This is a genomic window from Azospirillum thermophilum, assembly GCF_003130795.1.
Taxonomy (GTDB): Bacteria; Pseudomonadota; Alphaproteobacteria; order Azospirillales; family Azospirillaceae; genus Azospirillum; species Azospirillum thermophilum.
In genome coordinates this window covers 1,700,343-1,721,992 of record NZ_CP029353.1, presented here as the reverse complement: position 1 = coordinate 1,721,992, position 21,650 = coordinate 1,700,343, and the positions used below count along the sequence as shown (strand labels likewise).

Below are 21,650 nucleotides of genomic sequence, written 5' to 3'. Positions count from 1 at the left end.
ATGCTTCACGCGCATCGACCGCAGCCATGCGTGCAGGTCGCGCGACTCCGGCGGTTGACTGGGGCTATGAAAGTGCGAATGATTTGCAGGTTGCTGCCGTCATCCCACCAGCTCCGGGGTCACCATCGATGCGTCGCCTGGCCGTCCTGTCCGCCGCCCTCGCCCTGCTCGCCCTGTCGCCGCTGCCGGCCGCCGCGGCCGACCAGACGGTCACCATCGTCATCAAGGACCACAGGTTCGATCCGGCCGAAGTGAAGCTGCCGGCCGGCCAGAAGGTCACGCTGCTGGTGGACAACCAGGATGCGACCTCCGAGGAGTTCGAGAGCAACGAGCTGAAGGTCGAGAAGATCGTCGGCGGCAGGAAGCAGATCAAGGTCACCGTCGGTCCGCTGAAGCCGGGCAGGTACACGTTCTTCGGCGAATTCCACGAGGCGACCGCCCAGGGCGCGATCGTCGTCGAGTGATGCGCCGCCGGCCCCCGGCCCGGTCCTGATGGAGACAGTCCCATGCTAGCCAGCCTGATCATCGTCTTCCGCGAGGTGCTGGAGGCCGGCCTCGTCATCGGCATCGTGCTGGCGGCGACGAAGGGCGTCGCCGGACGCGGCCGCTGGATCGCGCTGGGCATCGCGGCCGGCGTCGCCGGCTCCTGCCTGGTCGCCGCCTTCGCCGACGTGATCAGCGCCCAGTTCGCCGACACCGGGCAGGAGCTGTTCAACGCCACCGTCCTGCTGGTCGCCGTGGCGATGCTCGCCTGGCACAACGCCTGGATGGCCCAGCATGGGCGGGAGCTGGCGCGCGACATGGCGGCCGTCGGCCGCGCCGTCTCGGCCGGCGAGCGGTCGCTGGCGGCACTCGCCGTCGTCATCGGCGCCGCCGTGCTGCGCGAGGGGGCGGAGGTCGTGCTGTTCCTCACCGGCATCCTGGCGGGGGAGGAGGGCGGCCTGGCCACCGTGGCGGTCGGCGGGGCCGGCGGGCTCGCCGCGGGGGCGGTGGTCTCGGCGCTGATCTATGCCGGGCTCCTGCAGATCCCGACCCGCCACCTGTTCGCCACCACCACGGCGCTGCTGACCCTGCTGGCGGCGGGCATGGCGGCCCAGGCGGTGTCCTTCCTGGCCCAGGCCGGGCTGATCGAGGCCGGCGGCGTGATCCTGTGGGACAGCTCCGCCCTGCTCGACGAGAAGAGCATGGCCGGCCGCGTGCTCCACGTCCTGGTCGGCTACACCGACCGCCCGACCGAGGCCCAGCTCGTCGCCTATGTGGCGGTGGTCGCGGGCATCGTCCTGCTCACCCGCTGGGCGCGGCGCAGTGCCGCAGGGAACGCCGTTCCGGCCGGATGACGGCCGGCGGGGGAGGGGGCTTACGCCTCTCCCTCGTCCTCCTGCCCGTCCTCCCGGCGCTCCGCCTCCTCCGCCTCGCGGGCGAGGCGGCGCTGGTTGGCCAGCATGTCGAGCGCGCCCTGCAGGATGTAAGCGGCGGCCATCTTGTCCACCACCTCGTCACGCCGTTTGCGGGTCATGTCCGCCTCGCCGATCATGAAGCGCTCGACCGCGGAGGTGGACAGCCGCTCGTCCCAGAAGGCGATCTCGGCGTCCCAGCCCAGCAGATCCGGGCGTTCCATCAGGTTCTTGGCGAAGGCGCGCACGGATTCGGCGCGCGGGCCTTCCGAGCCGTCCATGTTCAGCGGCAGCCCCAGGACCAGCCCGCCGACCGTGTAGTCGCGGATGACCTTTTTCAGTTCTTGCGCGTCCTGGGTAAATTTCGTGCGCTTCAGCGTCCCAATAGGGGACGCCACGACCAGTCCCGGATCCGCCACGGCCAGTCCGACCGTTTTGGTTCCGACGTCGAGCCCAAGAAGGCGCTGGCCTCTGCCCAGGCGGGCGGCAAGTTCGGGGAGGGTATGGATCATGGAGCGACCATAGGATCATGTCCGCCGCCGGGCAAGACCGCTTGAGTTGTTCTGCAGGATACTTATTCTAGTGGTCATGATGCATGCCCCCGCCGCCCTGACGCACCGGCCGCTGGCCGACGCCGACATCCCCGCGGTCTGCCGCTTTCCGCGGACCGCGGAGGAGCTGTATTTCCTGTTCCCCCGCGCCGTCTGGCCGCTGACGCCGGATCAGGTGCGCGCCTCGCTGGCGCTGCGCCGCGACCCGACGGTGGCGGTGCTGGACGGCCGCCCGGTCGGCTACGCCAACTTCGCGACCTTCGAGGACGGGCGGACCGCCAACATCGGCAACGTCAGCGTCGACCCGTCGCTGCGCCGCCGCGGCATCGCCGAGTATCTGGTGCGCGCGATGATCGACCGCGCGCTGGTCCACCACGGGCTGCCGGAGGTGACGCTCTACTGCTTCAACACCAACACGCCGGCGCTTCTGCTCTATGCCAAGCTCGGCATGGCACCGGTGTCGCTGGAGGGCCGCGTCACCCCCTGGGGCGAGCCCATCGCGCTGTTCAAGCTGCGCCTCGACCGCCGGTCCTGGGCCAGCCGCCCCACCCGGGCCGCGTGACGCGGGTCGCGCCGCCCGTGAAACGTTGCGGTCATCCGCCCCTGATGCTAGCTTCGCGGCCGGTTTTCCAAATATTTGGACGAGAGCTAAAGGCATGTCGCTCGACAAGGCCACCGTGGCCAAGATCGCGCATCTGGCCCGTATCAAGGTGCCGGAGGAGGAACTGGATCATCTGGCTGGCGAGCTCAGCCAGATCCTGACCTTCGTCGAACAGCTGAACGAGGTGGACACGAACAATGTTCCGCCGATGACCAGCGTCGCCGCGCAGAAGCTGCGCCGCCGCAAGGACGAGGTCACCGACGGCGGCTATGCCGGCAAGGTTCTGTCCAACGGGCCGGAGACGGCCGAAGGCTTCTACGTCGTTCCGAAGGTGGTCGAGTGATGGGCGGGCTGACGCATCTGACCATGGCGGGGGCGCTCGACGGCCTCGCCAAGAAGGAGTTCACCGCGGTCGAGCTGGCCGAGGCGCATGTCCGCGCGGTCGAGGCGATCCGCCCGCTGAACGCCTTCATCACCGAGACGCCGGACCGGGCGCTGGAGATGGCGAAGGCTTCGGACACCCGCCGCGCCAAGGGCGAGGCCGGGCCGATGGACGGCCTGCCCATCGCGGTGAAGGACCTGTTCTGCACGAAGGGCGTGCCGACCACCGCCGCCAGCCACATCCTCGACGGCTTCAAGCCGGAATACGAGTCGACCGTCACGTCCAACCTGTGGCGCGACGGTGCGGTGATGCTGGGCAAGGTGAACCTGGACGAGTTCGCCATGGGCTCGGCCAACATCACCTCCTACCACGGCAACGTCGTCAGCCCGTGGAGCCCGGGGGAGCCCGGCAACTGGTCGCGCCAGCTCGTTCCCGGCGGCTCGTCGGGCGGCTCGGCCGCGGCGGTCGCCGCGCGGGCGGCGCTCGGCGCCACCGGCACCGACACCGGCGGCTCGATCCGCCAGCCGGCCTCCTTCACCGGCATCGTCGGCATCAAGCCGACCTACGGCCGCTGCTCGCGCTGGGGCGTCGTCGCCTTCGCCTCGTCGCTCGACCAGGCCGGCCCGATGACCCGGACGGTCGAGGACGCGGCGATCATGCTGCGCTCGATGTGCGGCTTCGACCCGAAGGATTCCACGTCGGTGGACATGCCGGTGCCGGATTTCCGCGCCGCGCTGACCGGCGACATCCGCGGCCTGAAGGTCGGCATCCCGAAGGAATACCGGGTCGACGGCATGCCGGCCGAGATCGCGCGCATCTGGGACCAGGGCATCGAGTGGCTGAAGGCCGCCGGCGCCGAACCGGTCGAGATCAGCCTGCCGCACACCAAGTACGCGCTGGCCACCTACTACATCGTCGCCCCGGCCGAGGCGTCCTCGAATCTCGCCCGCTATGACGGCGTGCGCTACGGCCTGCGGGTCGAGGGCAGCGGCCTGAAGGAGATGTACGAGAACACCCGCGGCGCCGGCTTCGGCAAGGAGGTGCGCCGCCGCATCCTGATCGGCACCTACGTGCTGTCGGCCGGCTATTACGACGCCTACTACAACAAGGCCCGCCAGGTGCGCACCCGCATCAAGTGGGACTTCGACGAGGCGTTCAGGCAGTGCGACGTCATCCTGACGCCGACCGCGCCGAGCACCGCCTTCGCCATCGGCGAGAAGATGGACGACCCGATCCAGATGTACCTGAACGACGTGTTCACGGTCCCGGCCTCGCTGGCCGGCCTGCCGGGCATGTCGGTTCCGGCCGGTCTGGGGTCGGACGGGCTGCCGCTCGGCCTGCAGCTCCTCGGCCGCCCCTTCGACGAGGAGACGGTGCTGCGCGTCGGTCAGGTGATCGAGAAGGCCGCCGGCACGCCGGCCCTGCCGCCCTTCGTGGCGTGACGGGCAGGGGTGATTTGGCGCGCCGCGCTTGCTACATTGGGATGAGAGGACGGCGTCTGTCGCTTGACGGAGGAGAGGTGGCCATGGTTGGCGCGTGGGAGCTTCAGCAGAGCGGTGTCCGCCATGATGCCCCTGTTCCGTCGGGCGAGCGCCCGTCCTGGCAGTCGGGAGTCCGTGCCGACAAGATCGTCGTCGACGATCTGGCGGGCATCGGTCCGCATACGATCATGAAGGCGGCTGTGAAAGCCTCCTCGGATCGAGGGCCCTTGCCGGAGGAACAGGATGTCGAAGGGGTGTTTCGGGCGTTGGCGCAGTCGGGAAAGATATGAACATCCCGGTCAAGCTCGATGTCTGCGCCAGCCTGCCGGCTCTGGACTTCTACGCCCTGGAGCGCCTCATGGTCGCGCTTGGCCGGATCGTCGAGGAGCCGGATCGTCCCGACCGGGTCATTCCTGCCAGTCCGAAGGACATCCTCGTCAAGGAGTCCTGGTTGGCGGGGGCATGGAAGGTACTCCGGATCTACTATACCCTTGACCTCATCCAGCCGTCGCAGGCGGTGCGGCTGGCCAACGGCGATTTCTACGATGGTCCCTTTTACCATGTCATAGTCGGGAGAATCCGTTTCTCCGAGAAATGACAGTTCCCGGGCGCAGCCCGATGAATGATGAAGCGTCTGCGTGACCCGCTGGGACGTCGCATCGGCGATGCTCCGGAACGGACGTAACGGCAGACATGACGCAAAGACCGCACGAAGCTAATTGGGCCGAACTATGTCGTACATTCAGGGCGAAACGGGCGATTGGGAAGTCGTGATCGGGCTGGAGGTCCACGCCCAGGTCATCTCCAACGCCAAGCTGTTCTCCGGAGCCGCCACCGCCTTCGGCGCCGAGCCGAACAGCCAGGTCAGCTTCGTCGATGCCGCCTTCCCCGGCATGCTGCCGGTCATCAACGGGTTCTGCGTCGAGCAGGCGGTGCGCACCGGCCTCGGGCTGAAGGCGCAGATCAACCTGACCTCGGTCTTCGACCGCAAGAACTACTTCTACGCCGACCTGCCGCAGGGCTATCAGATCAGCCAGTATCTGCAGCCCATCGTCGGCAAGGGCGAGATCATCCTCGACATGCCGGACGGCTCCAGCCGCACGGTCGGCGTCACGCGCCTGCACCTGGAGCAGGACGCCGGCAAGTCGCTGCACGACCAGCATCCGTCGAAGACCTACATCGACCTCAACCGGTCGGGCGTGGCGCTGATGGAGATCGTGTCGGAGCCGGACATGCGCTCGGCCGAGGAGGCTGGCGCCTATGTGCGCAAGCTGCGCTCGATCCTGCGCTATCTCGGCACCTGCGACGGCAACATGGAGGAAGGCTCCATGCGCTGCGACGTCAACGTGTCGGTGCGCAAGCCGGGCGCTCCGTTCGGCACGCGCTGCGAGATCAAGAACGTCAACTCGATCCGCTTCGTCATGCAGGCGATCGAGTATGAGGCCCGCCGCCAGATCGAGATCCTGGAGGAGGGCGGCAGGATCGACCAGGAGACCCGGCTGTGGGACACGACGAAGCTCGTGACCCGCTCCATGCGCTCCAAGGAAGAGGCGCACGACTACCGCTACTTCCCCGATCCCGACCTGCTGCCGCTGGAGCTCGACCCCGCCTGGGTGGAGGAGATCAAGGCCACCCTGCCGGAGCTGCCCGACGACAAGAAGGCCCGCTTCATCGCCGACTACAAGCTGTCGCCCTACGACGCCAACGTGCTGGTGTCGGAAAAGGCCAAGGCCGACTTCTACGAGGCGGTCGCCAAGGGCCGCGACCCGAAGATGGCGGCCAACTGGGTGACCGGCGAGCTGTTCGGCGCCCTGAACAAGGCCGGCAAGGAGATCGAGGAGAGCCCGGTCTCCGCCGAGAACCTGGGCGGCCTGATCGACCTGATCGCCGACAACACCATCTCCGGCCGCATCGCCAAGGAGGTGTTCGAGGCGATGTTCGAGACCGGCGGTAAGGCGGCCGACATCGTCGAGCAGAAGGGACTGCGGCAGGTCACCGACACCGGCGCCATCGAAGGCGCCATCGACTCGGTGCTGGCGGCCAACGCCGACAAGGTGGCGGAGTTCCGCTCCGGCAAGGACAAGCTGTTCGGCTTCTTCGTCGGCCAGGTGATGAAGGCCACCCAGGGCAAGGCCAACCCGGCGCTCGTCAACGAGATCCTGACGGCCAAGCTGAAGGGCTGATCCCGCTTCCGGGGATGGACCGGACGAAACGGAAAGCCTCTCTCCGCCCGGAGGGAGGCTTTTTCGTTTGTCTCCCATGTTGCGGCATTGCGCCGGATAGCCGCCAAGCTTCAGTATGGCCCCGCTTGGAGGTCCTATGACGATCGAGGTGACAGGCGGATTGGTGGGCGTCCTGGCGGCCGGCGGGGCCGTCGGGCTGCTGTGCGGCGCCGTCCTCGGCTTTCGCGCCGCCCGGCGCCGTGCCTCCGCCCCGTCTCCGGCACCGCCTTCCCCGCCCGAAGCCGTCGAGCGCGAGGAGCTGGGCGCCCGGCTGGAGATGACGCTGCAGGCCACCGGCGCTGCCGCCTGGGACGCCGACCTCGTCGCCGGCACCTGCTGGTGGTCCGACACCTTTCCGCGGATGCTGGGCTTCACCGGCATCCCGCCGATGCCGCCGGACTTCTGGGAAAGCCGCATTCACCCCGAGGACCGCGAGCGGGTCCTGGCGCACATCGCCTCCCACCTCGCGGGCGAGACCGACAGCTACGCCTATGATTACCGGCTGAGGCGCGAGGGCGGCGGCTGGCTGTGGATCTCGGCCAGCGGCAAGGCGATCCGCGACCCCGATGGGCGGGCGGTGCGCTATGTCGGCATCATGATCGACATCACCGAACGCCGCCGGCAGGAGGAGCGGCTGCGCGCCAGCGAGGAGCGGCTGCTGAAGATCCTGGAGGCGGCGCCCATCGCGGTCAACGTCACCACCCGCGACGGGCGCTGGCTGTTCAGCAACGCCCACTCGGCCCGCATCCTCGACATGGACCGGGCGGAGATGATGCGCACGCCGGTGCCGCGGCTCTATGTCGACCCGGCGGACCGCAACCGGCTGATCGGCCGGCTGGAGCATGAGGGGCCGTTCCGCGACGCCGAGGTGCGCTTCCGCCGCTCCGACGGCTCGGTCGTCTGGGTGCTGTCCTCGTGGAACGCCATCGAGCTCGACGGCGAGCCCGCCTACCTCACCTGGCTCTACGACATCACCGACCGCAAGGCCGCGGAATCGGCGATGACCGAGGCGAAGGAGCGGGCGGAGGCGGCGCTGGCCGAACTGCGCGCCACACAGGAGAACCTGATCCAGGCGGAGACCATGGCCTCGCTCGGCCAGCTCGTCGCCGGGGTGGCGCACGAGATCAACACGCCGATCGGCATCGGCCTCACCGCCGCCAGCCATATCGGGGAGCAGGCCGACCGGATCCGCCAGCGGCTGGACGCCGGCATGCTGCGCAAGTCGGACCTGACGGAGTTCCTCGACGGGTTGGGGGAGAGCGCCCGGCTGCTGGTCGGCAACATCGACCGTGCCGCCGCCCTGATCCAGAGCTTCAAGCAGGTGGCGGTCGACCAGTCCTCCGGCGACCGCCGGGTGTTCGAGCTGAAGGGCTACATCGACGAGGTGCTGTTCTCGCTGCGCCCGCGCCTGAAGCGCACGCGCCTGAAGGTCTTCGTCGACTGCGCCGAGGATCTGACCTTCGACAGCTATCCGGGGGCGCTGAGCCAGGTCCTGACCAACCTGGTGATCAACGCCATCGTCCACGCCTACGGCGACAGCGGAACCGGCACCATCCGCCTCACCGCCCAGCCGGACGGGCCGGACCATGTGCGACTCGACTTCATGGACGACGGCGCCGGCATCCAGCCGGAGCATCTGCCCAAGGTGTTCGAGCCCTTCTTCACCACCAAGCGGGGGCAGGGCGGCTCGGGCCTCGGGCTGCATATCGTGTTCAACACGGTCACCGGGCCGCTCGGCGGCACCATCCAGGTGACCTCCTGGCCGGGGCAGGGCACCCGCTTCACCATGATCCTGCCGCGCGAGGCGCCACTGGCGGAGGCGGAGACCGCGCCGGTGCCGGAGCCCGACCGTCAGGCGACGTGAAGCTCGTGGAACTGCAGGTGCTTCGGCCGCCGGCCGCGGCGCTTGGGCGCGATGAAGGCGGTCGTCGCCCCGTTCTCCCCGCGCAGTTCCGCCTGAAGCTCCTGCACGCAGCGCTGCAGCAGCTCCTTCTCCCGCATGTCCTCGCGGTCGGTGATCTCCAGGCAGCTCAGCTTGATTTCCACGAGATCGAGCAGCGTCTCGGCGCAACGGCGTGACAGGGACATGGCTTCCTCCCGCGACGGATGGGGGACAGGACGGAGGTCGGTGGCACTCAATCGATCATGGAGAGCAGGCTACCCCGTTTTCTCTAAAAGATCACTAAAATTTTAGACAGATTTTTCACGCTTTCTCAGTTTCTGCCGCTTCCGCGCCCCGCGGCGGCCGGCCGGCCGGACCGCGGTTGCCGATGGTAAATGCTGGGGATGGGGACAACGTAGCCGTTGACAAGGGCATGGGGGGGCCGCTAGAACCCACGGACGCCAGCGATGCCGCGCGCATCGCTCCGGCAGGAGGGGTGGCCGAGTGGCTGAAGGCAACGGTTTGCTAAACCGTCATAGGGCTTAAAACCCTATCGTGGGTTCGAATCCCATCCCCTCCGCCACCATCCCCTCCGCCACCATCCCCGAAGCAGGCCCGCACAGCAGCGCGTCTCCTTCCGGACCACCTCCCACGATCCCGTGACCTGCAATCGGACAGCACAGGCCGGCCGTTCGCCGGGCTGATCCGAAGCCTTTGAAGGCGCCCGGCGCCGGTGCTATCCTGGCGGCATCGTCAAGGGAGTTTGGATGCCCCGGTGAGGTGGGGAGGCCGCAGCGCCTCCCGGTGCAGGACCGTCTGAGAACTGCCGTTTGCCGGAACAAGGCAAGCGATGAGGTCCTGCACCGTCATTTGAAATGACACCCAGGCTCGGGGCCGTGCCCCGGGCCGGAACACGGGACGACCCCGATGGCTCGGGACTATTCACGATTCCTGCCGACCACTCCCGGCGGCTCCACCAGGACGACCACCCTCTCGACGCTGGAAAGGCTCGGCTGGCAGCCCTTTTTCGCCCAGCAGACCAGCGTGGAGGACCTCGCGCGAACGCCCGCCGTCCGCGTGACGGAGGTCCATCGCGACCGCCTGCGGGTGCAGGGCGCCGACTTCGACGGCACCATCCCCTTCCGCCCCGACGTCACCGTCGGCGACTGGCTGCTGTACGACCGCGACCGCCCGGCCGCGAGCCGGCTGCTCGGCCGCAAGAGCCTGCTGAAGCGGCGCGCCCCCGGCACCGGGCGGCAGATCCAGCTGATCGCCGCCAATGCCGACACCGCCTTCATCGTCTCGTCCTGCAACCAGGACTTCAACCGCGCCCGGCTGGAGCGCTACGTGTCCGTCGTGCGCGAGGCCGGGGTGGCGCCGGTCATCCTGCTGACCAAGCCGGACCTCTGTCCGGACCCGCAGCGCTACGCCGCCGAGGCGGGCACGATCGCCGGCGATATCCCGGTCGTGCTGGTGAATGCGCTCGGCGACCAGCCGAAGGCGGCGCTGGCGGACTGGTGCAGGTCCGGCAGCTCCGTCGTCTTCCTGGGCTCCTCGGGCGTCGGAAAGTCGTCGCTGCTCAACGCGCTGTCCGGCCGGCCGGTCGCGGCGACGCGCGCCATCCGCGAGCACGACGACCGCGGCCGCCACACGACGACCGGGCGCCGTCTCCACCTGCTGCCGGACGGCTGCGCCGTGTTCGACCTGCCGGGGATGCGCGAACTCCAGCTCGTCGATGCCGGGGGCGGCATCGCCAGCCTGTTCGCCGACCTCGACTCGCTGGCCCGCCGGTGCCGCTTCAGGAATTGCGGGCACGAGACGGAGCCCGGCTGCGCAGTGCGTGCGGCGGTCGAGGCCGGGGAGGTCGACGCCGCCCGGCTGGCGCGCTGGCGCAAGCTGGTCCGCGAGGAGCGGTTCAACTCGGCCAGCCTGGCCGAGCGCAAGGCGAAGGACAGGGCCTTCGGCAAGGCCGTCCGCACCATCCTGAAGCAGAAGGAGCAGGAGAGGCGGTGACCGGAACCGGCGTCGGGCCCCGCGGCGGCCCGGCGCCGGCCGGCGCTCAGGCCATCGGGCTCTTGAGCTGCTGGATGTCCGGCAGGTGCGAGGCGTCCGGCGCGTCCAGGTCGGCCTCCGCCACGTATTTCGCCACCGTGCCGTCCTCGAACCGCAGGTCATAGGACGGGGTGCCGGCCAGCGTGCGCGCCACCACCAGGGCCGGGCGGCCGCGGAACATCACCGTGCTGCCGAGCGGGATCATTGCAGTCCTCCCCGAACCGTGAATCGTTTTGGGTCCTTGCGCCGGCAAGGGGTCAGCAAGGGTAGGCAGGCCGTTCGACGGGCACTTGGGAGAAAGTTGGGGCACGGCCGCCGCTTTCGCCATTGTCCGGAAGGGGTTGCCGAAGTCCTGGCTGGGTTGACGAAGGTCAAAGCGTCAACCGGGCGATCCGGTGGCATAGTTCGCCGGTTGGCATGCGACCGGATGCGCTGCCGCCAGAGCCGCCGCCAGTTTTTGAGGAACCCGCAAGATGGATTGCTGCGCCGCCCACGGTCCCGCCGCCCTGCCGCTCGACGAGGCCGTCGCAAGGCTCGCCACCCTCTACGGCCCCGTCACCGGGACGGAGGAGGTGCCGCTGCGGCTCGCCAACGGCCGCGTGCTGGCGGAGGATGTCGCCGCCCCGGTGAATGTGCCGCCGGTCGCCGTCTCCGCCATGGATGGCTGGGCCTACCGCGCCGCCGCCCCGGCGGAGGGGCGTCGGCCGCTGCGCGTGGTCGGCCGCGTGCCCGCCGGCTCGTCCTTCGCCGGCACGGTCGGCGAGGGGGAGGCGGTGCGCATCTTCACCGGCGCGCCGATTCCCGCCGGCGCCGACACCGTCGCCATGCAGGAGGATTGCGCGGCCGAGGGCGACTCGGTGCTGGTCCCCGCCGCCCTGAAGCAGGGGGCCAACGTCCGCCCGGCCGGCGAGGACATGCGCGCGGGCGCCATCGTGCTGAAGGCCGGGCACCGCCTGCGCCCGCAGGAGGTCGGCCTTGCCGCCGCGGTCGGCCGCGCGCACCTGACCGTGCGCAAGCGCCTGCGCGTCGGCCTGTTCTCCACCGGCGACGAGCTGCGGGAGCCCGGCACCGCCAAGCCCGCCCACGCCATCTACGACGCCAACCGCTTCACCCTGGCCGCCCAGCTCACCGCGCTGGGGTGGACCTGCGCGACCTCGGCATCCTGCCCGACAAGGCCGACCTGCTGCGCGACGCGCTGAAGGCGGCGGCGCAGGAGGCCGACCTGCTGATCACCTCCGGCGGCGTCTCGGTGGGCGAGGAGGACCACGTCAAGACGGTGGTCTGCGACCTCGGCTCGCTCGACCTGTGGAAGCTGGCGATCAAGCCGGGCAAGCCCGTGGCCTTCGGCCGGGTGTGCGGCACGCCCTTCCTCGGCCTGCCCGGCAACCCGGTGTCGGCCATGGTCACCTTCCTGCTGGTCGGCCGGCCGCTGGTCCTGCGGCTGTCCGGGGCAGAGCGGACGGCGACCGCCCGCAACCTCGTCCATTCCGGCTTCTCCTTCACCAAGAAGCCCGGCCGGCGCGAGTTCCTGCGCGCCCGGCTGGAGGTCGACGGCCAGGGGCGGCCGGTCGCCGTGAAGTTCCCCAGCGACAGCTCCGGCGTGCTGACCTCGATGGTCGAGGCGGACGGGCTGGTGGACATGCCGGCCGAGGCCACCGCGATCCGCGAGGGCGATCTGGTCGATTTCCTGCCGTTCAGCGGACTGTTCGGCTGACCCCATCGATCCGGATTCCGGATCGAAACGGTAACTATATTAGATTGGACTGATCGACGATTTCGCCCCAGTTCTTGTGTGAAACCGGCGGATGGCGAGCGACGCCAGCCCGCCGGCACAAGGCCGGAGGTCCCGTCGATGCTGCTCACCCGTTCCCTTCCCCTGGTTCCCGGAACCGCCGTGGCGGCGGCGCTCGCCGGTGCGGCGATGGCGCTGCATGGCCTGCCCGGCCTGTCGGCGGTCAGTCCGCTGGTGCTGGCGGTCGGGCTGGGCATGGCGGTGCGCGGCGCGGCCGGGGTACCGGACAGTCTGCGGCCCGGGCTTTCCTTCGCCGTCCGGCCGCTGTTGCGGCTGGCGGTGGTGCTGCTCGGCGCGCAACTGACGGTCGGGCAGGTGATGGGGCTGGGCGGGGCCGGGCTGGCGGTGGTCGCCGCCTCGCTGGCCGCCAGCCTGTGGTTCAGCGCCTGGCTCGGCCGCCGGCTCGGCGTCGAGCAGCGGCTGGCCCGGCTGATCGGCGCCGGCACCTCGATCTGCGGCGCCTCCGCCGTGCTGGCGGTCAACAGCGTGACGCGGGCGGAGGAGGAGGACGTCGCCTACGCCATCGCCTGCGTCACCCTGTGCGGCACCGCCGCCATGCTGCTCTATCCGCTGCTCGCCGGCCCGCTCGGGCTCGACGCCCACGGCTTCGGGCTGTGGGCCGGCGCCTCGATCCACGAGGTGGCGCAGGCCGTCGCCACCGCCTTCCAGGACGGCAGCGAGGCCGGCGAGGTCGGAACGGTCGCCAAGCTGTCTCGCGTCCTGCTGCTGGCTCCCGTGGTCATCGGCCTCGGCCTCGCCGCCAGCCGTACCGCGGTGGCTCCGGCGGCGGACGGCACGGTGGCGAAGCGCCCGCCGGTGGTTCCCGGCTTCGTGGCCGGCTTCCTCCTGCTGATCGCGCTGAACAGCCTGGGGCTGCTGCCCGGCTGGGTCCGCGCCGCCGCCGGCATGGTGGCGCCCGTCCTGCTGACCATGGCGCTGGCGGCGATGGGGCTGGACGCCAACCCGGCCGCCCTGCGCGCCAAGGGGCTGCGGCCCTTCCTGCTGGCGGTGGGCGCCAGCCTCTTCCTTGCGCTGTTCAGCCTGACGGGCATTCTGTGGTTCTGTTGAGATTTCCACCGCCGCCCGGTCCCGCTCCATGACGCTTGAACAGTTGCGCATCTTCGTTGCCGTCGCCGATGCGCTGCATTTCACCCGTGCCGCGGAATCGCTGCGCCTGTCGCAGCCGGCGGTGAGTGCCGCCATCGCCGCCCTGGAGTCGGAGCACGGGCTGCGCCTGTTCGACCGCATCGGCCGCCGGGTGGAGCTGACCGAGGCCGGCCGGCTTCTCCAGCGCGAGGCGCGGGCCATCCTGCGCCGGGTGGAGGAGGCGGGCGGCATGCTGGCCGAGCTGTCCGGCCTGACCCGCGGCGCGCTGCGGCTGGTCGCCAGCCAGACGGTGGGGCATCACTGGCTGCCGCCGCGGCTGGTCCGCTTCGCCGCCGCCTTCCCCGGCATCCATGTCGAACTCGCCATCGGCAATACCGAAGAGGTGGCGGAGGCGGTGCGCGAAGGCCGCGCCGAGCTCGGCATCGCCGAGGGGGCGGTGGAGGAACCCAGCCTGATCACCGAATCGATCCCGGGCGACCGGCTGCTTCTGGTCGTCGGCAGCGGCCATCCCTGGGCCGCCCGCGGCCGGATCGCGCGGAGGACCTGGCGGCCGCCCGCTGGATCCTGCGCGAGGAGGGCTCCGGCACCCGCGCCGTCTTCGACGCGGCGATGCGGCGGATCGGGCTCGGCCCGTCGGGATTGCCCATCGCCATGACCCTGCCCAGCGGGTCGGTGATCCGCGATGCGCTGCTGGCCGGCGTGGGGCCGAGCGTGCTGTCCGACCTCGTGGTGGCGGCGGACCTCCAGGCCGGCCGCATCGTCGCGCTGGACGGGCTGGACCTGCCGAACCGGACCTTCCAGCTCGTCCGCCATCGCGACCGCCACCGCAGCGCCGCCGAGCGGGAGTTCGTCAAGCTGGCCCTCGGCTCCTGACCGCCGCCGTTTCCGGCCGGCCTTGCCCCGCGCGGGCCGCAAGGCTAAGGTCGGGCTGTCACCGGCCGATCTGCGACCTGTCGACCTCCCGCGATGACGGCGCGAGGCCCCTCGTTGTGCAGTCCCCGCACAACGAGAGCCTGCGAACGGATCGCCTAAGGGTTTGGTTTGACAAATGAAAATGGCAGTGATCCCCATTGTGCATCCGGTGATCGCTGCACAACGCGCTGCATCCGGCCCGCCGAATCCGGCCCGCCGCATCCGGCCGTCGCCGGTGGGCGGTTGATCGACCATGACGGGGAGGTTCCGCGATGACGCGCTCCGGTCGTTTCCTGCCGGGCCTGATGACGGCCGCGGCCCTGCTGGCCTCGGCTCCCGCGGGAGCCAACGACAGCAGCGGCTTCCAGGGCACCTCGGGGATCGAGCTGACCACATCCGACAGCATCCGCATGATGTCGGAGGATCTGCGGATCGGCCTCGACGAGATCCGCGTCGCCTACGTCTTCCGCAATGTCGGCGACCGGCCGGTCGAGACGATGGTGGTGTTTCCGCTGCCCGACCTCGACCTGTCGCTCGGGCTGTCGGGGCCGAACTGGTCCTTTCCGGCCGATGCCGACGATTTCCTGAACTTCCGCCTGTGGATCGACGGCAAACCGGTCAGGCCGAAGCTGGAGCGCCGCGCCTTCCACCAGGGCCGCGAGGTGACGCGCGAGCTGGAGGCGGCCGGGGCGCTCGCCCTCGTTCCCTGGAAGCCCGGCGGCTATGACGAGCAGGTGAAGGCGCTGCCGCGCGGGGCGCTCGACGGGCTGCGGCGCAGCGGCCTGATCGCCGAGGGCGAGGACGAGAACACGCCGCAATGGACCCTGCGCACCCGCTATTACTGGACCCAGACCTTTCCGCCGGGCGTCGACGTGGCGGTGCGCCATGTCTACAAGCCCTTCGTCGGGCAGGCCCTTCTCGGCCGGGTGACGGAGATCGACGGCCGCGGCGTGGTCGGCCGCTATGTCGGGGAGGAGAAGGCGGGCGGCGACCGCTATTGCCTGGACGACTCGACCCGGAAGGCCCTGGCCGCGGTCGAGAAGCGCAGCCCGGCGGACCCGATGCCCTTCACCGCGGCGGAGATCGAGTACATCCTGACCACCGCCCGCAACTGGCATGGCCCGATCGGCCGCTTCCACCTGACGCTGGACAAGGGGGCGGCCGACAACATCCTGTCGCTCTGCTGGACCGGCCTGAAGAAGACCGGCCCGACCACCTTCGAATCGACCAGGACCGACTTCGTGCCGGACCAGGACATCCGGATGCTGGTCTTCGTCCGGACCAAGGGGCGGCCGTAACCCCCCGGTCCCGCCGCTGGCGCGGCGACGGGATGGGGGGACGGGACTATTTCCTGCTATGCCCGCTGATCTCGGCGTGCAGCGGCTTGGTTTCCTCGAAGGTCCGCTGCTGCTCGGCCGTGGCCTCCTTCTGGTACTTGGACTTCCACTCCGCATAGGGCATGCCGTAGACGGCGGTGCGGGCCTCCTCGTCCGACAGCGCGACGCCGCGCTCCCTGGCGGCGGCGGCGTACCATTTCGACAGGCAGTTGCGGCAGAAGCCGGCGAGGTTCATCAGGTCGATGTTCTGGACATCGGTGCGCTTCTGCAGGTGGGCGACGAGGCCGCGGAAGGCGGCGGCCTCAAGCTCGATGCGGGTCTGGTCGTCCATCTCGGCTCCTCGGGTTCTTGTTCGGTCTGTCAGGTCTGGGCGGGCCGGCGCAGCGTGACCATCCGGCCGAAGGGGTGGAAGTCGCGCGAGCCGCCGCCGTCGCCCACCACCCGCACCACCGCCTCGCGGTCCTGCGGGATGAATCCGGCCAGCGCCTCGATCCCGTAGGAGAACAGGCGCGGCGTCAGCGGCGTGCCGGGACCGACCATCGCGACGCGGGCGCCGCGCGCCGCGCGCAGCAGGCGGGGCAGGGTGCGGTTGCCGAGCGCCGACGCGGTGACCGCCACCGCTTCGGCCCCCCGCAGCAGCCAGTCGCCGGCCGGCTCCGGAAACTCGCCGGGGCGCGGCGTCATGTCGATGATCTGGGCGTTCGGCAGCCGGCGGGCGAGCTGGGGGAAACCGCCGACCACGACCGTACGCCCCTCGACGCCGGTGAAGAGGTCGAGGCCGTTGCCGGTCTCCCCCATCACGTCGTCGGCGTTGTAATGGGCGTTGATCGCGGCGAGGCCGACCGACATCTCCAGCGGATCCCAGGAGGCCGCCGCCTGGTCGACCAGCGCCTTCAGCCCCTTGCCCATCCAGCGGGCGGGATCGGCGAGGTCGCTGCCGTAGCGGGCGGCGAGCCCCAGCGCCCGCTCCGTCTCCACCGCCACCCAGTGGGTCCCGACCACCACCCGGCGGACCGGCGCGTCCTCGACGCCCAGCCGCAGGTCCTCATACAGCCGGTGCGGCCCCCACCAGTCCCACAGCGCCTGCTCGGTCGGGGAGAGCAGGTCGCAGAAGCCGCCGGTGAACTGCTGCCACTCGTTGAGGTAGCGGCTGCCGATGCTGGTCAGCACGGGCACGCCCTCGGCCATGCCGTCCAGCATCTCCTGCGCCAGCCCCTCGCCATGCGACTCCAGCCCGGCGAACTTGTTGACCACCAGCAGATCGACCCGCTCCTGGACGGCGCGGCGCACCGACTGGCTGGCGTCCGCGACGCCCATGGGATCGACGCGGCAGCTCTGCGACTCGCGGCCGAGATTCTGCGAGATCCCGAAGGACTGGCCGGTGGCGACGTCCACCAGCTCCATCCGGTCGGCGCAGTCGTCGACCGGGCCGTAGTTGCGCTGGACCACGCCGCCGACCCGGAAGCCGCGCCGCCGCAGCTCCGCCGCGAAGCGGTCGATCAGGGCGTCGATCTCCTCCGAGCCCGGCCCGTGGATGACGGCCCCGGGGCGAAGGGGCGGCAGGGGAAGGGGCTGGTCGGATCGGTCGGCATGGATTTGCCTGCCTGCGCTGGAGGTGGACGCCGCAGCCTCAGCCGCGGCGGATATGATAGACGAAGACCGGCATGCCGCCGTCTGCATCGCTGCGGGTCTCGTGCGACAGCAGCACGTTGTCGGTCGTGTTGCAGAAATGCTTGAAGTCGATGACCGAGGCCGGGTCGGTGGCCTGGACGATCAGCTCCTCCCCCGGCGCCATCGTGTCGAGCAGCTTGCGCGTACGCAGGATGGGCAGCGGGCAGTGCAGCCCCTTCACGTCGAGTTCCTTCGCCGCCACGGCGCTTCGCTCCCTCAACCGAAAATCGTCAGGCCGGCCATGGTCCGGCGCCCACCGTCCATCTGAAGGCGCCGGGCTCCCGACATTAGCGGGTTCGACCCGGCGCCTCCAGATGGTTGGTGGGCTCCGGCACCACCGCCGCGACCTTTTGCGGAGTGCGGTGTTTAACCGGCAACGAGACCGGCAGGCAAACGGATGGGGCGGCCATGGCCAGACGGCTGGATGACAAGGTGGTGGTGATCACGGGGGCGTCGAGCGGCATCGGGCGGGCGACGGCGCTCGCCTTCGCCCGGCAGGGGGCGGCGGTGGTGCTGGCGGCCCGGCGCGAGGCGGCGCTCCACACGGTCGCCGAGGAATGCGTGGAGGCCGGCGGCCGGGCCATGGTGGTGCCGGCCGACGTGACCGACCAGCAGCAGATGCGGCGGCTGGCGCAGCGGGCGCTGGAGGTCTTCTCCGGCATCGACGTCTGGGTGAACAACGCCGGCGTGATCGCCTTCGGCGCCTTCGAGGAACTGCCGGAGGACGTGTTCGAGCAGGTGATGCGCACCAACTTCCTCGGCGTCGTCCATGGCTGCCGCGCCGTGCTGCCGCATTTCCTGGAGCGCGGCGAGGGGCTGATCATCAACACCGGCTCCATGGTGTCGAACGTCGGCCAGCGCTACGCCACCCCCTATGTCGCCAGCAAGTTCGCCGTCCGCGGCTTCTCCGAATCGCTGCGGCAGGAGCTGGTGGACGAGCCGGGGATCCAGGTCTGCGTCGTCATGCCGGCCGCCATCGATACGCCGCTGTGGCAGCATGCCGCCAACTACACCGGCCGCGCGCTGAAGCCGATGGACCCGGTCTACCCGCCGGAGCAGGTGGCGGACGCCATCGTCGCCCTGGTCCATGCCCCCAAGCGCGAGGTCTTCGTCGGCACGGCCGGGCGCATCGCCGCCCTGCAGAACGCCGTGGCGCCGGGCATGACGGAGCGCCTCATGGCCCGGGCGATCGACCGCGACATGTTCCAGAACCGGCCCGCCCGCGAGACCGCCGGCGGTGTCCTCGCCCCCATGCCGGAATATCAGGGGGCCAGCGGCGGCTGGCGCGAGCGCGGCGGCGGGCAGGGGACCGATGCCGACGGATACCGCGGCGGCCGGGGTCACGGGAACGGCCCGGAGCGCCGCTTCTCCTGGCTGAACCTGGCGCTGTTCCTGCTGCCCATCGGCCTGATGAGCCGGATGCCCGCCGACGTCTGGCATCATCGCGAGGCCCGGCAGGGACGCTGAACGGTCGCCCCTCTCCCGCCGGCCCGGCAGGAGAGGGACCGCGTCAGGCGTCAGGCCGCGCTGCGCAGGGCCTGGTCGAGGTCGGCGATGATGTCCTCCACCGTCTCCAGCCCGATCGACAGGCGGATGACGTCCGGCCCGGCGCCGGCCGCCGTCTGGCCCTCGCCGGAAAGCTGGCGGTGGGTGGTCGAGGACGGGTGGATGATCAGCGACCGGCTGTCGCCGATGTTGGCGAGGTGGCTGAAGAGCTGGACATTCTCCACCACCTTCACCCCGGCGTCATAGCCGCCCTTGACGCCGAAGGTCAGCACGGCGCCGGCCCCCTTCGGCAGGTACTTCCGGGCGAGCGCGTTGTACGGCGAGGACTCCAGCCCGGCATAGCTGACCCAGCCGACCGCCGGATGGCTCTCCAGGAACTGCGCCACCTTCAGGGCGTTGTCGCAGTGGCGCTGCATGCGCAGCGGCAGCGTCTCGATGCCGTTCAGCGTGAGGAAGGCGTTGAGCGGCGCCTGGCTCGGCCCCAGGTCGCGCAGGCCGACCGCATGGCCGTGGATCGTGAAGGCGAGGTGGCCGAAGGTCTCGTGGAACTTCAGCCCGTGGTAGCCGGGATCGGCCTCGGTCAGGGCGGGGAACTTGCCCGACTTCGACCAGTCGAACGAGCCGCTGTCGATGACCACGCCGCCGACCGAGGTGCCGTTGCCCGACAGGAACTTGGTCGTCGAGTGGACGACCAGCGTGGCGCCCCACTGGATCGGGTTGATCAGGTAGGGGGTGGCCAGCGTGTTGTCGACGATCAGCGGGATGCCGGCCTCGTCGGCGATCTTCGCCAGCGCCTCCAGGTCGGTGACCACGCCGCCGGGGTTGGCGAGGCTCTCGACGAAGATGGCCTTGGTCTTCCCGGTGACGGCGGCGCGGACGGCGGCGGGATCGTCGGTGTCGGTGAAGACGGCCTTCCAGCCGAAGGCGCGGGGGAAGCTGTTGGAAAACTGGTTGATGGTGCCGCCGTAGAGCTTGCGGGACGAGATGAACTCGTCGCCCGGCGACAGCAGCGGGAACAGCGCCAGCATCTGGGCCGAGTGGCCGGACGCCGTGGCGGTGGCGCCGGCGCCGCCCTCCAGGTTGGCCAGCCGCTCCTCCAGCACCGCGACCGTCGGATTGGTCAGGCGGGAATAGATGAAGCCGACCTTCTGCAGGTTGAACAGCGAGGCGGCCTCGTCCACGTCGTCGAAGACGAAGCTGGTGGTCTGGTAGATCGGCGTCTGCCGGGCACCCGTCGCCGGGTCGGGGGCGGCGCCCGCATGGATGGCCCGCGTCTCGAAGCCGAAGCTCTTCTGCTCGCTCATGTCGGTTCCCTTCAGATGAGTTTCTTGAACGATTTCTGGGGGGCCAGCTTCCTGGTGCGGAGGACGTTGGAGTTGACGCCGATCCGCCCGATCTCCCCGAACAGGCGCTGGATCTCCATCTTCGGGCAGCGGTCCATCACCACCGTCAGGCCGGCCGCCTCGGCCTTCGCCGCCGCCTCGTCGTTGCGGACGCCGAGCTGCATCCACACCACCCTGGCACCGGCGGCGATCGCCTCGTCGGTCACGCCGGCGGCGGCGGCGGAGTTGCGGAAGACGTCGACCATGTCCGGCGGTTCCGGCAGGTCCTTCAGGGCGGCGTAGACCGGCAGGTCGAGGATCGTCTGTCCGGCGAGCTTCGGGTTGATCGGGATGATGCGGTAGCCCTTGTCGCGCAGGTACTTCATGACGAAGTAGCTGGCCTTCACCGGATCGGCGCTGGCGCCGACCACCGCGATGGACTTCACCCCGCCCAGCACCTCCTTCAGGAAGGCGTCGCTGTAGGCGCCGTGCCCGCCGCCGGGGGGCGTCATTGGCCGCACCATGTCGGCTGGCGCTTCTCCAGGAAGGCGTCGATGCCCTCGGCCGCGTCGCGGGCCATCATGTTCTCCGTCATGACGCGGGCGGTGTGGGCGTAGGCGGCCTCCACATCCATATGGATCTGCTGGTAGAAGGCCTCCTTGCCGATGGCGAGGGTCAAGGGCGACTTGGAGGCGATGCGCGACGCTGCGACCGCCACCGTGTCGTCCAGCCGGTCCGCCGGCACCGCCCGGTTGACGAGGCCGATGCGCATGGCCTCCTCCGCGTCGATCATCTCGCCGAGCAGCAGCATCTCCATCGCCGCCTTGCGCCCCACAGCGCGGGTCAGCGCAACCATCGGCGTCGAGCAGAAGAGGCCGATGTTGACCCCCGGCGTGGCGAATCGCGTATCGGCGGTGCAGTAGGCGAGGTCGCAGGTCGCGACGAGCTGGCAGCCCGCCGCGGTGGCGATGCCATGGACCCTGGCGATCACCGGCTGGCGGATGCGGTTGATCGTCAGCATCAGGCGCGAGCACTGGACGAACAGCGCCTCGTAGGCCTCGCGGCCGGGGTTGGCGCGAATCTCCCGCAGGTCGTGGCCGGCGCAGAAGGCGGGGCCGGCCCCGGCCAGGACCACGACGCGCACCGACCGGTCGCCGTCGATGGCGTCGAGTTCGTCCTGCAGCGCCGCCATCAGCCCGACGGACAGGGCGTTGCGCGCCTGGGGCCGGTTGAGGGTCAGCGTGGCGACGCCCTCGCGGTCGTTGCGCAGAAGGAGCGGGGGCGCAGCGGAATCGTCATGAGCGGGCGGGCTCATCGGCGTTGTCCTCCTTATCTTATTGGCCCGCCGGCATGGGGAGGCCGGCGAGCGGTGCCGGTCAGCTTACCCGCCGACCTGCGGACAGGGGAACGGGTGCCGTCAGGCCGCCGTCATGAGACG

The 21,650-nt window shown here is 70.2% G+C and carries 24 protein-coding genes, 1 tRNA gene and 1 pseudogene; 17 read left to right on the top strand and 9 right to left on the bottom strand.

The features are described 5' to 3' along the window. Positions 1–128 precede the first annotated feature (128 nt). Together DEW08_RS14390 and DEW08_RS14385 are read left to right on the top strand one after the other, a co-directional pair. Positions 129–464, top strand: a complete 336-nt coding sequence (locus DEW08_RS14390) for a cupredoxin domain-containing protein (protein ID WP_109328182.1) — start codon at positions 129–131, stop codon at positions 462–464. Positions 465–506: 42 nt separating this feature from the next. Continuing rightward, a complete protein-coding gene (locus DEW08_RS14385; RefSeq protein ID WP_109328179.1) occupies positions 507–1,337 on the top strand; it encodes an FTR1 family iron permease in 831 nt (276 codons plus the stop codon). A 20-nt stretch (positions 1,338–1,357) separates the two neighbouring features. On the opposite strand, the gene ruvX is transcribed toward DEW08_RS14385, so the two are convergent. Next, a complete protein-coding gene (ruvX, locus tag DEW08_RS14380; RefSeq protein ID WP_109328177.1) occupies positions 1,358–1,906 on the bottom strand; it encodes a Holliday junction resolvase RuvX in 549 nt (182 codons plus the stop codon). A gap of 76 nt (positions 1,907–1,982) precedes the next feature. Between ruvX and DEW08_RS14375 the strand changes: the two genes are divergently transcribed. The 7 genes from DEW08_RS14375 (at position 1,983) to DEW08_RS14345 (ending at position 8,495) form a co-directional block, all read left to right on the top strand. After that, a complete protein-coding gene (locus tag DEW08_RS14375) occupies positions 1,983–2,507 on the top strand; it encodes a GNAT family N-acetyltransferase (RefSeq protein WP_245986641.1) in 525 nt (174 codons plus the stop codon). Positions 2,508–2,601: 94 nt separating this feature from the next. Further along, complete coding sequence (gatC, locus tag DEW08_RS14370; protein WP_109328175.1) at positions 2,602–2,889, top strand: Asp-tRNA(Asn)/Glu-tRNA(Gln) amidotransferase subunit GatC; 288 nt, start codon at positions 2,602–2,604, stop codon at positions 2,887–2,889. Continuing rightward, on the top strand, positions 2,889–4,370 hold the full coding sequence (gatA, locus tag DEW08_RS14365; protein ID WP_109328173.1) for an Asp-tRNA(Asn)/Glu-tRNA(Gln) amidotransferase subunit GatA: 1,482 nt from the start codon (positions 2,889–2,891) through the stop codon (positions 4,368–4,370). The genes gatC and gatA overlap by 1 nt, the downstream gene beginning before the upstream one ends. Positions 4,371–4,453: 83 nt before the next feature. Beyond that, on the top strand, positions 4,454–4,699 hold the full coding sequence (locus DEW08_RS14360; RefSeq protein WP_109328171.1) for a hypothetical protein: 246 nt from the start codon (positions 4,454–4,456) through the stop codon (positions 4,697–4,699). Next, positions 4,696–5,007, top strand: a complete 312-nt coding sequence (locus DEW08_RS14355; protein ID WP_109328169.1) for a hypothetical protein — start codon at positions 4,696–4,698, stop codon at positions 5,005–5,007. Before DEW08_RS14360 ends, DEW08_RS14355 begins: the two co-directional genes overlap by 4 nt. 133 nt (positions 5,008–5,140) lie before the next feature. Beyond that, positions 5,141–6,592, top strand: a complete 1,452-nt coding sequence (gene gatB / locus DEW08_RS14350) for an Asp-tRNA(Asn)/Glu-tRNA(Gln) amidotransferase subunit GatB (RefSeq protein ID WP_109328166.1) — start codon at positions 5,141–5,143, stop codon at positions 6,590–6,592. Between the two features lie 136 nt (positions 6,593–6,728). Then, on the top strand, positions 6,729–8,495 hold the full coding sequence (locus DEW08_RS14345) for a PAS domain-containing sensor histidine kinase (RefSeq protein ID WP_109328164.1): 1,767 nt from the start codon (positions 6,729–6,731) through the stop codon (positions 8,493–8,495). Here DEW08_RS14345 and DEW08_RS14340 read toward each other — a convergent pair. Beyond that, on the bottom strand, positions 8,483–8,719 hold the full coding sequence (locus tag DEW08_RS14340) for a hypothetical protein (RefSeq protein ID WP_109328162.1): 237 nt from the start codon (positions 8,717–8,719) through the stop codon (positions 8,483–8,485). The two genes, DEW08_RS14345 and DEW08_RS14340, sit on opposite strands and share 13 nt — an antisense overlap. Before the next feature lie 284 nt (positions 8,720–9,003). Between DEW08_RS14340 and DEW08_RS14335 the strand changes: the two genes are divergently transcribed. Next, a tRNA-Ser gene (locus DEW08_RS14335) sits at positions 9,004–9,096 on the top strand. A gap of 344 nt (positions 9,097–9,440) precedes the next feature. Next, positions 9,441–10,526 (top strand): ribosome small subunit-dependent GTPase A, encoded by a 1,086-nt coding sequence (gene rsgA, locus DEW08_RS14330; RefSeq protein ID WP_109328160.1) that lies wholly within the window; start codon positions 9,441–9,443, stop codon positions 10,524–10,526. Positions 10,527–10,572: 46 nt separating this feature from the next. Here the strand turns inward: rsgA and DEW08_RS14325 are convergent, their stop codons facing one another. Further along, positions 10,573–10,770, bottom strand: a complete 198-nt coding sequence (locus DEW08_RS14325; RefSeq protein ID WP_109328158.1) for a hypothetical protein — start codon at positions 10,768–10,770, stop codon at positions 10,573–10,575. Positions 10,771–11,038: 268 nt separating this feature from the next. On the opposite strand from DEW08_RS14325, the gene DEW08_RS33470 reads away from it, so the two are divergent. The 5 genes and pseudogenes from DEW08_RS33470 (at position 11,039) to DEW08_RS14305 (ending at position 15,674) form a co-directional block, all read left to right on the top strand. Beyond that, positions 11,039–11,764, top strand: a complete 726-nt coding sequence (locus tag DEW08_RS33470) for a molybdopterin molybdotransferase MoeA (protein ID WP_342760738.1) — start codon at positions 11,039–11,041, stop codon at positions 11,762–11,764. Continuing rightward, complete coding sequence (locus DEW08_RS33465) at positions 11,704–12,279, top strand: molybdopterin molybdotransferase MoeA (protein ID WP_342760737.1); 576 nt, start codon at positions 11,704–11,706, stop codon at positions 12,277–12,279. The genes DEW08_RS33470 and DEW08_RS33465 overlap by 61 nt, the downstream gene beginning before the upstream one ends. A 138-nt stretch (positions 12,280–12,417) precedes the next feature. Then, positions 12,418–13,425, top strand: a complete 1,008-nt coding sequence (locus DEW08_RS14315) for a YeiH family protein (protein ID WP_109328156.1) — start codon at positions 12,418–12,420, stop codon at positions 13,423–13,425. 28 nt (positions 13,426–13,453) lie between these two features. Beyond that, a pseudogene (locus DEW08_RS14310) lies at positions 13,454–14,337 on the top strand (LysR substrate-binding domain-containing protein). A 311-nt stretch (positions 14,338–14,648) separates the two neighbouring features. Then, on the top strand, positions 14,649–15,674 hold the full coding sequence (locus tag DEW08_RS14305) for a DUF4424 family protein (RefSeq protein WP_109328154.1): 1,026 nt from the start codon (positions 14,649–14,651) through the stop codon (positions 15,672–15,674). Positions 15,675–15,720: 46 nt separating this feature from the next. On the opposite strand, the gene DEW08_RS14300 is transcribed toward DEW08_RS14305, so the two are convergent. From DEW08_RS14300 to DEW08_RS14290, 3 genes are read right to left on the bottom strand one after another with little or no spacing between them, the layout of a single operon-like run. After that, positions 15,721–16,044, bottom strand: a complete 324-nt coding sequence (locus DEW08_RS14300) for a DUF1244 domain-containing protein (protein ID WP_109328152.1) — start codon at positions 16,042–16,044, stop codon at positions 15,721–15,723. Positions 16,045–16,073: 29 nt separating this feature from the next. Further along, a complete protein-coding gene (locus DEW08_RS14295; protein ID WP_109328150.1) occupies positions 16,074–17,393 on the bottom strand; it encodes a DUF2478 domain-containing protein in 1,320 nt (439 codons plus the stop codon). Further along, the gene (locus DEW08_RS14290) at positions 17,344–17,586 is read right to left on the bottom strand and encodes a sulfurtransferase TusA family protein (protein WP_109328147.1); all 243 of its coding nucleotides are present in this window, start codon (positions 17,584–17,586) and stop codon (positions 17,344–17,346) included. The genes DEW08_RS14295 and DEW08_RS14290 overlap by 50 nt, the downstream gene beginning before the upstream one ends. Before the next feature lie 206 nt (positions 17,587–17,792). On the opposite strand from DEW08_RS14290, the gene DEW08_RS14285 reads away from it, so the two are divergent. Next, positions 17,793–18,851, top strand: a complete 1,059-nt coding sequence (locus DEW08_RS14285; protein WP_109328145.1) for an SDR family oxidoreductase — start codon at positions 17,793–17,795, stop codon at positions 18,849–18,851. 50 nt (positions 18,852–18,901) lie between these two features. Here the strand turns inward: DEW08_RS14285 and DEW08_RS14280 are convergent, their stop codons facing one another. From DEW08_RS14280 to DEW08_RS14270, 3 genes are read right to left on the bottom strand one after another with little or no spacing between them, the layout of a single operon-like run. Then, entirely contained in the window at positions 18,902–20,194 is a 1,293-nt protein-coding gene (locus tag DEW08_RS14280) for an O-acetylhomoserine aminocarboxypropyltransferase (RefSeq protein WP_109328143.1), read from the bottom strand. A gap of 11 nt (positions 20,195–20,205) precedes the next feature. Beyond that, complete coding sequence (locus DEW08_RS14275; protein ID WP_109328141.1) at positions 20,206–20,724, bottom strand: CoA-binding protein; 519 nt, start codon at positions 20,722–20,724, stop codon at positions 20,206–20,208. After that, positions 20,721–21,527: an enoyl-CoA hydratase gene (locus DEW08_RS14270; protein WP_109328139.1), complete on the bottom strand. Its 807-nt coding sequence runs from the start codon at positions 21,525–21,527 to the stop codon at positions 20,721–20,723. Before DEW08_RS14270 ends, DEW08_RS14275 begins: the two co-directional genes overlap by 4 nt. Between the last annotated feature and the right edge of the window lie 123 nt (positions 21,528–21,650).